Here is a 13,249-nt window from a genome sequence, read left to right as displayed (position 1 = left end):
AGTCTCGCGTGGCCCGCTCCTGAGGGATGACGATTGCGCTCGCTGCGGTCCACACAGCTGCCTTCAGTGCGGTGAGACCGATCGAGTGTCGCCGGTATTCGGCGCAGTGCGCCAGGAGCGCACGAGCGGCATCCGGATAGGTCGGCTCCATATCATTAGCCTCCTGAGAACGAGTTGACAGTGGCCACGATCCGACCGCCGTCCTCTGTGATCACCTGAACGGAGCCGGAGGTGTAGATCGTCCGGGTGCCGCCATCCCTTACGACGTCGGTCGGTGTGCCGTTGCGTATCACGTCTTCGGTGAGGTCCGGCGAGATGCTCTGTCCGGCGCCCTCAGTACCCCAGGATTCTCCCAAGCCGCTGGGTTGCATACGGTCGACAGCGTGGCGGCCGGGCGCGATGAGACGCCACGAGAGGGGCGTTCATTAGACCACCCGCAGCCGGGGACCACGTGGGGACCGCAGGTGCTTGGTGAGTAGCTCGCCCGCGTCGGTGACGGACTGGCGGTCAGGGTGGAGGTATCGCTGGGTCGTGGTCAGAGACCCGTGCCCGGCGATCTTGCGGAGGTGGTGCACCGGTACGCCCGCGTCGGCCATCCAGGTCAGCCCGGTATGCCGTAAGTCGTGCCGCCGCAGGTGTTCGTAGCCGAGCTGGGCCACTACGACATCCCAGCTGGTCGCGTCGCGGAGGACAGCCGTAGTGATCCGGCCGCCGCGGGGACCAGTGAACAGCCTGGCATCCGGGTCGCGGTCGACCTCGGCGATGCGTTGCAAGACCAGCTCGCGAATGTCCTCGATCAGCGGGACCTCGCGGGCGCGCTTGCCCTTCGTTCCCTTATCGACCAGACCACCAGGAGAGGGGGTGGTCTGTCGGCGGACGGTCCAGATCCAGGTCTTGGTGTCGATGTCCTTGACCCGGCAGCCGGAGACCTCGCCGATCCGCGCGGCGGTGCAGGCCGCGAAGAGCACCACCTCACCCCAGCCGCGATAGCGCCCGGCGGATTTCGCCACCAGGGCATCGGCCAGGCGGGTGAGGCTGACCCAGTCGGGCAGGGCGAGGGAGCGCGGGTCGTCCAGTTCGTCTTCGGCGCGCTTGTACTCCTGTTGCCAGCCGGTGATCCTCGCCGGGTTGCGGTCGATGATCCCGTCCCGCAGCGCCTGCTCCATGACGCGCACGAGTATGGCCAGGCTGTTCTTGATGGTCGAGCGTCCGGCCTCGTCGGCGATCCAGGCCCGGACAGCACGGTCCACGGCACCGTTGGTGATCATGGTCACCGGCAGGTGGCCGAGCGTGGGCACGACTCGTTTCCGCCAGCCAGCAAGGTAGGGGTCGGTGGTCTTCGCCTCCAGGCCCCGCAAGGCCAAGTCCCTGTTGGCCTCGCCGTAGTCGGCCAGGGTCATGGTGGCCGTGTTCGGGTCGATCCCTTGTGCTGCAAGCTTTTTCAGCTTGTCGATCCAGGTGTTCGCCTCGTCCTCGGTGTCGAACGATTCTGATTTGGACGGACGTTTCCTGGTCACCGGGTCGATCCAGCGGACCCGAGCCCGGTAGGGCTTCTTGCGGTCCGGCCGGTGCTCGACGTCGGCGGAGAGTGAGACGCCGAGGGGCAGGTTCAGCTTGTCAGTCATGCTGCCGCCGCCGGGTCGACGCGCTTGCTGCGTAGCCAGGCTTCCACGTCCAGCGCGTTGTACATGGTCACCCGTTCCGAGACCTGCACGAACGGCGGTCCCTGAGGTGGCCGGGCGGTGCGCCAGCGGCGGACCGTCGACGCATCCACGCCGAGCAGGTTCGCCAGTTCCTCCGTGTTGTACCAGCGTCCGTTGAGCAGCCGAATCCCCTCGCTGTTCATGCAGCCTCCCGAATTGCCGAAGTTTCTGAGCCGGGTGGTCCGGCCGCGAGGAGCGCACGGTCGTACTCGGCTCGCCAGGCGATGCGCTCGGAGATCGCGTGCATGAGCAGATGTGCGCGGGGTGGTGCGTCGCGGTCGCCAGGGTTGAGCTTGCGCCAGATCAGTCGCGAGGTGTCCTGCTCGGGCTTGACGATCCCGACCGCCGCCAGCATGTCCCGCACGAACGCCTTGCGGTCCGCCTTGTGGTCGGCCAGCGTCTTGCCGGACCACTTGCGCGAGACGAGGACCCGCCGACCAGGCAGGCCGAGCGTGGCTCGCCGATGCGCCCGGCCCTTGCAATGCCCTGGAGTGGTCCGGGAGGTCACGCCCCGCGGCTGGATGCCGTAGAGCAGCCATACCGGGCACCGGGGCGAGCACGGCGTAACCGCCAACTCGGCGTGCAGCCGGTCATGGTGGTCACGCTGCCGCTCGGAGCTGGCCTCCACGACCTCACTCGTGGACTTGGTGAGGTACTTGGTCAGATAGCCGATGTGGCGCCCGGCCTCGTCGGTGCCGCCGAGAATTCCCTTGGAATGCACCTGCCGTCCGAAGGTGACCACGTGCGCTGGTTCTTCTACTGCTTCCACCGCTTCATCCCACCCGGTCAGCGGCTCTCGCGTGTCAGGGTCTACAAAGGACAGCGAACGCATGTCCCACACCGGCGTCTTGTCGCCGCAGTAGATCAGCTGGTCATGGTTGGGCCACCACACCTGGTGGTAGGTCGCCTCGGTGACCTGGCGGATGACCTCATGCGGAATCGACCCGCGCAGCGCCGTATGCAGGTGCGGAGCCGCCCGCTTCTGGGGCTCGACGGTCGCGAAGTACTGCACGTCCCAGCCCACGACCCGACGCAGGTTCTGCCACCACCGATCCACCAGGGCGGAGAAGTGCACCGCGTCCCGCGCGGCCCGCCGATAGTCGTAGGTCGCCATGTCGACCGGGGTGCCGTCCTCGCGCACGCGCCCGTAGGTGTCGCAGGTGAGCGTGACGAACATCGAGGGCCGGAACTTTCCGGCGTACTCGCGGCCGACCGTGATCTTGGCGACCTTGCGGCGGGGCAGGTTCGGCGCGTCTTGGCGCCGCTTGGTGGAGCGCTTGGCAGGCTTGCGCAACGGCGGCTCGGGAGAAGGCGGACGGCCGCGGACTCCGAGTTGCCGAAGTTCTTCGTCGACTCCCCGGATCTCTTCGCGCAGCTCGTCCGCCTGGCCCTCCTCGCCCTGTTGGACTGCTTCCCGGTACGCCTGCACGAGGTCGGCCCGGAATGCGGTCAGCTCCTTCTGTTCCTCGGTCGGGGGCATCGAGGTGAAGTCCGGTTCTTCCGTGAGGTGCCAGCCCTCGCGGCATTGCGTCATCCGCAGGGCCTTCGCCTTCTTGGCGCAGGGAGCGCACACGCTCTCCACCGTGGAGCCGCAGGGCACCGGCACGTAGCGCAGTTCGCCGGTGTCCGGGTCCCCGACTTCCATCGTGAACGGGCGGACGCACACGCCGTACTTCTCCGCGACCGCTTGCATGACCTCGGTCGAGAGAGGCTGACGCATCCGCTCGGCTCGTGTGCCCGTGCCAGTGCTGCTGGTCATGCTGCGGCACCTCCGGGCAGGGGCAGGGCATGGCCGCTGGTCACGAACGCTTCCAGGGCCTTCACGGTCTCGTCCGGCACCCATCCAGCGCGAACGCGCAGGGGTTCGCGCAGACCTTCACCCCACACGTAGCCGACCCCGGCCGCGGACTCCTCGATCCTGTTCGCCCACGCGCCACGCTCGTACGCCTGGTCCCCGAGCACCATCCCGACGTGGGACTTCGCCGTGACCCTCAAGCAGATGCGCCGTGGGAACAGCTCACGCACGGGCACGGTCTCCTTGGTCGGTTCCTGCACGTACCCGCGCACAGTGAAGCCCAGCGCCCGCCCCTGCGTGGTCAACAGGGCGACCTTCTCCACGATCTGCTCGCGGGTCTTGCGGTCGGTGTAGCGGGTCAGCGCCCCGATCTCGTCGAATTCGACCAGCTCAAGCGGGTTTTCGCGGGAGATCGGCACCGTCCGGACCCGGCCGGCGAACTGCCGCTTGCGTGCGTCCATCGCGCCGACCAGTTCGTCCAGCAGCGCCAGGACGTCCTTCGAGGTCACGGCATAGCGGTGGAAGATTCCGCGCCCGTAGGCCAGTTCCATGCCCTTGGGGTCGATCCCCGACACCCGCACGACACCGCTCCGGATCGCCGGGGCGATGGAGACGAGCGGACACCACATCACGGAGTTCTTGCCTGCGCCGGATGCCCCAGCGGTCAGCGTGTGGCTTCCCGAACCGAACAGCGGAACCCGCCAGTCCTGCCCGTACTCGGTGCGTCCAGCCCACACGTGCCGCAGGTCGACCGGCCCGAGTTCACTCAGGGGCGGGCACGGGATCGGCGAGGCCAGCAGGTCGCGCCGCTGGAAGTCGATCGAGACCACGTTCGGCGCGAGTTCCCGTACCTGGCACCGCGCGACTTTGCGAGCCGAAGCGAGCGCCCGAGCGGCCTCGTCGAAGTCCTCGGGCTTCTGGCCGGGCACGAGCTCCAGCTTCACCTCATCCCAGGAAGGTCCCGAGCGCACCTGCTTGACCTTCGGGATGCGCACCCCGGCCTGCTGCCGCTCCCGGCGGATCTTCTTGCGCCCGACGAGTGTCACGGTCACGTCCACCGGGATCGCCTCGTCCCGGACGCTCAAACCGCAAGCGTGCAGCCAACCGGGGAGTTTCGGTACGTAGATCGCCCATCGCTGCCACCAGGTGCGCAGGAACCGCCCGGCCCACTGGTCGAAGGACACCAGGTCGAGCACCCGCCAGACCGTGAGAAGCGCGGTCACACCGATGAGGGAGAGCGCGAGCGACGGCCACCCGAGCCAGCGCCACCAGGCCAGCAGCGCCAGCACGGTCAGCGTCGTGCGAGGGTGGAGCACGATCTGGGCGACCAGCCAGCCCGCAGCCTTGACCACCCACCACAGGGCCAGGAACACGACCGCCGCGGCTGCCAGGGTTTCCGCGATCGCCGCCAGGGCCTTGCCGAGCTTGTGCAGCGCCCAGACCACGACGGCCAGGCCGACGCCGCCGAGGAACAGGGTTGCGAAGGTGTGGGCATCCATCACCGACCACCCGCCTTGGGCATCGGGAGCGGCAGCCGACCGGCGCAGTCGGCACACTCGGTGTCGCCGGGCATCAATCGAGCGAACTTCTTGCAGGCAGCGCACCGCTTCGGGGCGCGGCCCGTTGACACGCGAGCGTTCGCGTTGTCTATGGTTTCCATTGTCTGCTCCGTCAGGTGTGGACAGCGCAGAAGCGGGAGGGTTGGTAGCCAGATTCCGCTTCTGCGCCTTATGTTTTTGGGTCATCCGCACGAGGACGTGTTTCACCGCCACACGTCCCAGCGTGCGTTTTCTGTCTGAAGTGGACTTCTCAGAATCGGTGGGTGGCGCCTCCCGCGCAGAGTCGACAGATGTGCACCTTGTCGCGCAGGAGCCGGTGCAGTTGGCCGCAGCGCAGGCAACGACGGCGAACGAACCAGCGACGCCGAGAAGCCCGTAAGCTGGTGGGCACCGCTGTCACCTCCTTGTGGGTGTGCGGAAGGCAGGGGAGCGGATGGGCCGTCGAATTCCGCATCCGCTCCCGTGCCGACTCATCGCGAGGCGCTCTCCTCGTTTCGGCGCGCGACATAGGAGCCCTTGGAACGCAACGTGATGACCAGGCCACGTTCACGAAGAATCCTGGTCGCGTGGCGAGCGGTGCCCAGCGAGACGCCGTATTCCGTGGCGAGAGTCCGTTCGTTGGGCAACGGCGCATCGGGCGGCAGGTTGCCCGACGCGATCCGGTCCGTGAGTTGTTCCGCCAGCCACAGGTACACGTAGCCGGGCTGGTTCCTGTCTGATTGCACTGCTTACCCCTCTTGTTTCTGAGCTGCTGCGGCGTCCAACTCGTTGCGCCCTTCCCGGAGTGCCTCTCCCAGCCCGATCAGCGCGTCGTAGTCGACGAGCAGGACGACGGGGAACGCCTTGCCGAAGCGGACTTCGACGCGGTTGGCGTAGGGAAGTGTGCGTGTACGGACCGGAAGGTCCGAAGTGACGTGAATCTGTACAGTGTCGCGCATCCTGGCCACGCCCTACGCGGCCGCGGGCATTGACTTGCCGTTGCTGGCCTTGCCGTTGGTGGCGCGGGGAGCGTGCATTTCCGCGGCGCGCAGACTGAACTGGACACGGCCGTTGTTGTCGTACGCCGTCGCAGTCAGCCTCTCGAAGACCACCGGGCGGAAGGGGAGTCCCGGCACGGTCTCCGGCGGAACCGGCTGCACGTCGGCCGCGATCTTGACCACGGTGCCGGTGTTCTTGCCCTTGGCCGAGGGGTCGGTGACCTGCACGTTCCACACGAGCTTGCCGGTCACGCTGTCCTTGGCCGGGGTCTTGTTGCCGTTCTTGTCCCAGTCGAACGCCTGCTCGACACCGAGCACGAAAGCGCCTTCGGGGAAGATGTCGTCGAAGGGCACCGTGAAGCGGTAGCCACCAGGGATAGCCATGGACTTGCCTCCTTGGGCTGGTGCTGCCGGGCCGATCCCGGCAACCTGCCACCCAATCTCCCCTGATCAGGAGGACAAGATCACCACACGGCAGGACTTCTTGGGACGTCTCTGATAGTGTCAAGACGTCCCAACAAGTCCCGAAGGGGTGGGCATGCCGAACGAGCGGCTACGAGACGCCTTGCTGCGCAACGGTCTGACGCCGGAACAGGTGGCGAAGGCGATCGGGGTGGACCCGAAGACGGTCGAACGGTGGATCACCAAGGGGAGGACGCCCTACAAGAAGCATCGGCACTCGATTGCCGCCCTCGCCCACGAATCCGAGAACTACCTGTGGCCGGATGCCGTGCAGCCTGAGAAGGCAGCCGAGATCAGCGGCTCCGAAATCATCAAGGTCTACCCGCACCGGCACGCCGTTCCCCGCGACACGTGGACGCATCTCCTGGACAAGGCTGTGCACGAGGTCGAGATCCTGGTGTACGTCGGCATGTTCCTGACCGAGGACCGCGGCATCCTGCGCAAGCTGGAGGACAAGGCGAACTCAGGCGCGCGGGTCCGTCTCCTCTTCGGCGACCCCAACAGCGCGGCCATCACCCGCCGCAGCGTCGAGGAGAACATCGGGAAGAACGCCATCACCGCGAAGGCTCGGCAGGCGCTGCTCTTCTTTCAGCCCATCGCGGACGTCGAAGGTGTGGAGATCCGAACCCACGGAACTACTCTGTATAACTCCATATACCGCTACGACGACGAGATGATCGTGAACCCGCACGTCTACGGCTTCCAGGCCCCGCACGCGCCAGCTCTGCATCTGCGGAGGCTCTCGGGCGGAGACCTGTTCGAGACCTACTCGGAAAGCTTCGAGGCCGTGTGGAACACGTCGAAGCCCGCGAAGTGGTAGGCAGAGGTATGCCGAAGCGCGACTACTACGACGACCCGAACGCCCCGCGCGCGAACAGCTTGGTTCCGGCCGTGTCCGCGGTTGTGCTGGACGAGCAGGGGCGGATTCTGATGATCCGTCGAACCGACAACGATCTTTATGCCATCCCGGGCGGGGCGCAGGACATCGGGGAGACCGTGAAGGAAGCGGTGATCCGGGAGACGCGCGAGGAGACCGGAATCGATATCGAGGTCACCGGTCTCGTCGGCATCTACAGCGACCCGAAGCACGTCATCGCCTACGACGACGGCGAAGTCCGGCAGGAGTTCTCGATCTGCTTCCGCGGTCGGCCGCTTAGCGGTCGTCTTCAGACGAGCAGCGAGAGCAAAGAAGTACTATGGGTAGAATTAAAAAGAATTGATAGCATGAATATCAATGATTCGATTAGATTGCGTATCTTGCAAGGTATCTCTGAGTGTGAATATCCTTTCTATATGTAAGGGACATGTCGTCGATGCTCGTTAACTATCCGTTGAATCTTCACGTCTCCTTGGAGTATTTGAAGCAATCTTGTTGAAGGTTGACCGGACTCTCGGGGCGATCGATTCTTTGAATATTTCACCAAATGTCCGATATTCATTTCTTGTGTTTGATTTGATTAACTCCATTTGCGTGTGAGCCTTTTCTTCAGGGTCCTGTGCAACCTCCCCTATTGCTGCTAGTGCAATCTCGGGTACTGCTTCTGTTGCAACGCTTAAGAGTCTTTCAATGGGGACAGATTCCATACTCTGGTCTACGTTTACTATATCTGCCCAGGCCACGGGCTCATATCTGGCTAGCATGGATAGCGAAAATAAGGAAGCCCACCAAGTCAGTATTGGATGCATGTTAAGTGCATAACCAGGAAGGGTTGGAAATACAAGGTTTCTTCCACGGTATTCCGTTCCGTGGATAGCTGCAAATCCTCCCATCTCGTATTTCCGACGCGGTGTAAGGTAAAAAACGCCAGGACCGTGCCCCCGGCAGACCCCTTGCTCGTAGCTCAAGGGGCGCCCCTGTAGGGGCCATATTGCTGGGTAGTGAGCGAGAAAATCACTCATACTCGCATCAAGAGAGGGAACTCCTTCAAGTATTATTTTCCAAGCTGGTCCAAAATCTCCCGATGGTCCGACTTTGTCGTATCCCTCTGAGAGATCTAATGGCGGGATGTGTGTCTTATCGATCGGATATTCTCTCATTTCTGGTATTGACGACAGGATTCGGGTCAGAATTACTGGCTTTTCAAGTGATGGAGAGTTGAGTATCTTCGCCAGTTGTGTAAAACTTCCTGAACCGTTATTTCTGACTAGTAGGTTGGCGATCTTTCCGGATGACGATGCTTCTCCGATATTTGGAATACGTATCCCGTGTCCTTTCAGCTTCCAATCAGTATCTGGTGCTGCTGCGGCGATTGATCTGCCGAACTGGGATAATCCATAGAATAGTGTGACGGGTCTAGTCTCGTAGCCCATGCTGTTAGCGGCGCGGAAGTACTGCTCAGCTTGTTCCAATGATGTAAGAAATGTCCTCCTTCGGTTCTTGTCGGATTTCGCCTGTCCTGGAGGGTTCGACCGAAGCTGCCGTATCTTGGACCAAGTCTCGCTGTCAATCATGGATTTACTGTACTTCCCCGATCAAGTGGATTTGCGAGGGAGACAGGCCGATGGGTGAGCGACTCAGTGAACACCAACGGTCAGCAGCAACTCGGTGGTCTGGTTACGCGGTCTGCTTTTCCGTTGTCTTGCCGAACTTGGCTCTATGGGATCAAGGCGCGCCGCCGTCGGCGGCGCGCTCGGCCCGTCACCCTGGCAGCCAGGCCCGTACCCGGCGCGGCGCAAGCCGGGCTGCCGCTCCGCTCCGCCCGGCGAGCCGCGCGGCACAACTGGGGAGCCGTGCCCGGCAACGCCGCCGACGACAGCGCGCAGAAGACCGCGACCAAGTCCGCGGAGCAACTGGCCGGCTGCGCCTCACCTAGGGACCCTCGCTTCTGATCGTCTAACGCCGTGCTACCGGCATCAAGGGCGCCTACGGCGTCGCTACGCGATGGGCCAAGGCCCACCCTTGACACCGGCATCACGGCGCTAGGTGCGGCAAGGGCGAGGGGGAAGGGGGCGAGTGGCCCCCGAGATCTTTCGGGACCGTTGTCGGCTCACGACAGGAGGCAGGATGCGCCGGACGTCAGCAGGACCGAACCAGCTCACGCTGTGGACCAGGGCGGAGCTGGGGACCATTTGGGGACCACACGCCATGCGCGATGCCGAACGAGCCGCAGGTGAGCGAACGTCACTTGACGCTATGAAACGCTGCCTGACCTGCGGAAGCGCTTACTCCAACGTCCTGGGGGTCAAGGGGTCGCAGGTTCAAATCCTGTCGTCCCGACGGTCGATGGACTGAGAAAGTCCAGGTCAGGGCCCTGTTTCTTACTTCGGTGAGACGGGGCCCTGATTGCTGTCCGGGGCTTGTCGTCTCACATTTTCTCACGAACGCTTGTACTGCTTGTCAGCCGAGAAGCGTGTCCAGCTGGTCGGCGGCCTCTTTGAGGTGCTCGGCGTTGGGATGGATGTACACACGCTTGGTGAAGCTCAGGTCCGCGTGGCCTGCCCAGGCGCTCACGATCACGTCGGGCACGCCCGAGGTCGCCAGGTAGGTCAGGCAGGAGTGCCGGGCGTCGTAGGGACGCACCTTGCGGACCCTCGCGGCGGCCATGAGCTTGTAGGTCTCCCGGCGTAGCTTGTCGGTCTTCCACGGGGCGCCCTGCTCGTCGACCAGCACGTACCCCGAGTCGAGATACACCGATCCGGCTACGAGCTTCTCCTGTGCCTGGCGGGCCTTGAGCGACTTCAGCGCGGCCACGACCGGGCTGGGCAGGGGCAGGGTGCGCTTGCCCTTCTCCGACTTCGGTCCCTTCTCCTCGACCTCGCCCTCCACGAGGGTTCTGGTGTTCTCGACCCGGATGGTCTTGGCGACCAGGTCGACGTCTGCGGACCACCGCAGCCCGCAGACCTCGGCCGGCCTCATTCCCAGCAAGGACAGCAGCATCGGCGCTTGGAGGCGGTGTTCGCGTGTCGCGGCGACGAAGGTCTTCACTTCGTCCGCGCTCCAGGGGACCCGCTTCGCCTTCGCTTCGGCGGCCTTCCTCCGTGCTTCCCTCGGGATCTGCGTGTATTGGGCGACGTTGCGGGCGACCAGTTTGCGCCGGACCGCGACGTTGAGGGCCGAGCGAAGGCGACCGAGAGTCAACTGGACCGATCGCGCGCTGAGGCCGGTGCCGACCTTGCCGCCGCGCTTGCGACCGGAAGTAAGCATCCAGCTGACCAGGCTGTCGATGTCCTCTTCGTCGAGCTGCTGCAGGCGCCGGTCACCGAGGCGCTCTCGCACGGGCAGGAGGGCGTCGGCGTAGTTCGCAGCGGTGGCCTTCTCGACGTCGATGGTGGCTGACTTGAGCCACGTGTCCAGCCAGTCCGAGACGGTGAGCTTGTCCGGGGCGACGAACGTTCCTTCGTCGGTCTGGTGCTTGATCTTGGCGTACTCGGCTCGGGCCTCCTTCTTGGTGTCGTAGGTTTTGGTCAGCTGTCGCCGCTTGTCCGATTTCGGATCGCGGCTGATGTCGATGACGAAGCGGTATCTGACCGTCCCGTCCTTGAGCGTGATCTTCGAGCTACTCCTACGAGTTGGTGGCGCGCGGGGAGTTCCCGCCAGGGTGATCAAGGTCGGCAGTCGCTACCGGGTAATCACCGAATCGATCGTCTGCGCGCTGTCCGAGACGTCGCTTTGATCAGTACGCGTCGACCGAGAGCAACTCGGCCAGCGGGATCATGCTCGATGCGGGCTAGCCAAGCCTGCTGAGGACCTCTGACCACGGCGGCGGTGAGGAGACTCTGGTGGCGGTCACGAACAACAAGCGGCCGAACACGGCGACCTGCAGCGGATCGAACTCGAGTCGGGCCCGGCTGCGGTGCGCTCGGATCATGTCTCGGGTTCGGCCGCCGGGGCGATCGGGGAGGACACCCAGGAGAAAGAGCGTGTCTGCGGAGCCGAAGAGATCGGCGGCAGCCCAGTCGCCGCGGACCTCGGCTCCGCCCAGCCTACGATCCGCGATGGGGGCGGACTCGAAGAGAGCGTCCTCAGCGACGCTCCCGAAAAGAGTCCGGTCGGCCGGACCTTGAGTCAGGTTCGCGAAGAGGATTGGTGAGGCATCCACCGGCTCCTGGACGAACACCTGTCGGACCGGCGGTTCCCGCCGTGCCACGGGAGGTGGCAGGATGATCTCGAACAAGTCTGCCTTGACTTCCTCTTCGCCCGTATACGTCCACGTCATGGTCACCGGGTGGTGATCGTGCCGCTGAGACCAGCCAAGAATCTGGTTCAGGCGTCTCCGCTGTTCAGCGGATGGCGCGCTCTTCTTGTGCCGTTTGCTGGACCGTCCCCGCGCCTCTCCCGCTAGGCGATTCCCGCTCTCTTGCGGGAATCGGAACAACAAATCGGGCCGCACGCCCTTTCTCAGGTAGTAGTCGGTGAGTTCATCCGGGAGCACATCGAAGTGCTCCAGAGTGTCCTCGTTGCCTGGCCAGGCGTAGTGCGCCTGCACGGCCGCCGTCAACACCCCGAGTCCGAGCGATTCGATGAAGAATGCGCTGATGTGCCGCGCACTCGACAGGAGATCGTGTTGGCGCACCGTCAGGGTGCGACGATTGCCGCCGCGCAGGTAGCTGAGCAAGAGTCGTAACTCGTGCTGGAGCACGTGATAGTTGCGCACCCGGCGCAGCGGCGCGGCCAGGGTGTTGATCGTGACCACGTCGTCGAGATTCACCTGCAGGTCTTCCTCGCGCGTCAGCCGGACCTTGTCCGCGACGAGCAAGCCCTCTCGGGTGTATCTGGTGGTGCAGGAGAAGACCCGAAGGCTGGTGTGAGGCACGACAGGCACTCTATCCGTGGGCGATGGGGCGAGCGCGCGGTTTGATCAGAAAGGGCATGTCGTGGGACGCCGACGCTGTCCGCCGAGCGGACTCGCGATGATTGGGGGACGCTGTCGGGAGCCCATGGGGAGCGGGTCAGGCTGGATGTGGTGCGCCATCACGTGTTCGGGTCTGTCTCCCGCCGCCGTCGGCGTCGGGTGTCACCGCGAAGGGGACGGTGTCCTGTCCGGGTGGTAGGCGGCGCAGGTCCGGCAGGCCCACCTCGACGAGGAACAGGCCGCCCGGTCGCAGGTGTGCGGCAGCGTTGCGGAAGACGTCGACCTGTCCGTCCTGTGTGGTCACGTTGCTGATGGTGTTGAACACCAGGTAGACCAGCGAGAACTGACCGGCCACCCGGGTCGCGGTCATATCGCCGATCACGACTTCAACCGCGTCGCCGCCCGGCTTGCTCGCGATCCGCGCCGCCATCGCCCGGCTCAGCTCGATGCCGCTCACCGGCACGCCCCGCGCGACCAGTGGCACGGCGATTCGCCCGGTCCCGACGGCGAACTCGAGTACCGGGTCGTCGGCCAGGTCTTCGAGGACGTCCACCGCGGGTGTCACCACCTCGGGCGCGTTCGCACCGCCCGGGGTGTCGTAGCATGCGGCCACGCTCTCGGGGAACCAGCCGTCCCTCGGGTCATCTTCTGCACTCGCCTCACCGGTCACGGTCGCCGACGCTACGCCCGCGAACCTGGGCTCCTCACCCCATTTTCGACACCCCGGTACGGCCACGACACCCGATCGATTGTTGCCATTGGCGGGGAGTCGACCTCGTGATCGGGGGCTCGTTCAGAGGCGTTGGTCGGCTCAGGCAGGACGATGGAGCCGGAAAGCTACGCGCGTAGCCGGAAAGGCCCGCGCGTAGCAAGTTAGGGATCAGGACATCTGATGCCGATATCGGGACCTCCGGCCGGATCGTACGGTGCGTAACCACATTGATCACGCACTGTAGTGATC

General features: G+C 64.6%; 12 protein-coding genes and 1 pseudogene. 2 read left to right on the top strand and 11 right to left on the bottom strand.

Annotation, left to right across the window (positions count from 1 at the left end):
* Window positions 1–425: 425 nt before the first annotated feature.
* The 7 genes from FNH05_RS18215 to FNH05_RS18185 form a co-directional block, all read right to left on the bottom strand.
* The gene (locus FNH05_RS18215) at window positions 426–1,625 is read right to left on the bottom strand and encodes a tyrosine-type recombinase/integrase (protein ID WP_144589900.1); all 1,200 of its coding nucleotides are present in this window, start codon (window positions 1,623–1,625) and stop codon (window positions 426–428) included.
* The gene (locus tag FNH05_RS18210) at window positions 1,622–1,846 is read right to left on the bottom strand and encodes a helix-turn-helix transcriptional regulator (RefSeq protein WP_144589899.1); all 225 of its coding nucleotides are present in this window, start codon (window positions 1,844–1,846) and stop codon (window positions 1,622–1,624) included. Before FNH05_RS18210 ends, FNH05_RS18215 begins: the two co-directional genes overlap by 4 nt.
* On the bottom strand, window positions 1,843–3,462 hold the full coding sequence (locus FNH05_RS18205) for a replication initiator (protein ID WP_144589898.1): 1,620 nt from the start codon (window positions 3,460–3,462) through the stop codon (window positions 1,843–1,845). The genes FNH05_RS18210 and FNH05_RS18205 overlap by 4 nt, the downstream gene beginning before the upstream one ends.
* On the bottom strand, window positions 3,459–4,997 hold the full coding sequence (locus tag FNH05_RS18200; RefSeq protein WP_144589897.1) for an FtsK/SpoIIIE domain-containing protein: 1,539 nt from the start codon (window positions 4,995–4,997) through the stop codon (window positions 3,459–3,461). The genes FNH05_RS18205 and FNH05_RS18200 overlap by 4 nt, the downstream gene beginning before the upstream one ends.
* 530 nt (window positions 4,998–5,527) lie before the next feature.
* Entirely contained in the window at window positions 5,528–5,782 is a 255-nt protein-coding gene (locus tag FNH05_RS18195) for a GntR family transcriptional regulator (RefSeq protein ID WP_246127808.1), read from the bottom strand.
* Window positions 5,783–5,785: 3 nt separating this feature from the next.
* Complete coding sequence (locus FNH05_RS18190; RefSeq protein WP_144589896.1) at window positions 5,786–5,995, bottom strand: hypothetical protein; 210 nt, start codon at window positions 5,993–5,995, stop codon at window positions 5,786–5,788.
* 12 nt (window positions 5,996–6,007) lie between these two features.
* The gene (locus FNH05_RS18185) at window positions 6,008–6,418 is read right to left on the bottom strand and encodes a hypothetical protein (protein ID WP_144589895.1); all 411 of its coding nucleotides are present in this window, start codon (window positions 6,416–6,418) and stop codon (window positions 6,008–6,010) included.
* A gap of 154 nt (window positions 6,419–6,572) precedes the next feature.
* On the opposite strand from FNH05_RS18185, the gene FNH05_RS18180 reads away from it, so the two are divergent.
* Together FNH05_RS18180 and FNH05_RS18175 are read left to right on the top strand one after the other, a co-directional pair.
* The gene (locus FNH05_RS18180) at window positions 6,573–7,316 is read left to right on the top strand and encodes a DUF5919 domain-containing protein (RefSeq protein ID WP_144589894.1); all 744 of its coding nucleotides are present in this window, start codon (window positions 6,573–6,575) and stop codon (window positions 7,314–7,316) included.
* An 8-nt stretch (window positions 7,317–7,324) separates the two neighbouring features.
* Entirely contained in the window at window positions 7,325–7,795 is a 471-nt protein-coding gene (locus FNH05_RS18175; protein ID WP_144589893.1) for an NUDIX hydrolase, read from the top strand.
* Between the two features lie 21 nt (window positions 7,796–7,816).
* Here FNH05_RS18175 and FNH05_RS18170 read toward each other — a convergent pair whose 3' ends face one another.
* The 4 genes and pseudogenes from FNH05_RS18170 to FNH05_RS18155 all read right to left on the bottom strand — a co-directional run.
* Window positions 7,817–8,947 (bottom strand): YaaC family protein, encoded by a 1,131-nt coding sequence (locus FNH05_RS18170; protein WP_144589892.1) that lies wholly within the window; start codon window positions 8,945–8,947, stop codon window positions 7,817–7,819.
* A gap of 886 nt (window positions 8,948–9,833) precedes the next feature.
* Entirely contained in the window at window positions 9,834–11,042 is a 1,209-nt protein-coding gene (locus tag FNH05_RS18165; protein WP_246127807.1) for a site-specific integrase, read from the bottom strand.
* Between the two features lie 121 nt (window positions 11,043–11,163).
* Complete coding sequence (locus FNH05_RS18160; protein WP_186382605.1) at window positions 11,164–12,249, bottom strand: hypothetical protein; 1,086 nt, start codon at window positions 12,247–12,249, stop codon at window positions 11,164–11,166.
* Window positions 12,250–12,445: 196 nt separating this feature from the next.
* A pseudogene (locus FNH05_RS18155) lies at window positions 12,446–12,958 on the bottom strand (class I SAM-dependent DNA methyltransferase); the annotation flags it as partial.
* Between the last annotated feature and the right edge of the window lie 291 nt (window positions 12,959–13,249).

It is taken from the genome of Amycolatopsis rhizosphaerae (assembly GCF_007713715.1).
Taxonomy (GTDB): domain Bacteria; phylum Actinomycetota; class Actinomycetes; order Mycobacteriales; family Pseudonocardiaceae; genus Amycolatopsis_E; species Amycolatopsis_E rhizosphaerae.
This window is presented reverse-complemented; position numbering and strand designations above follow the sequence as displayed.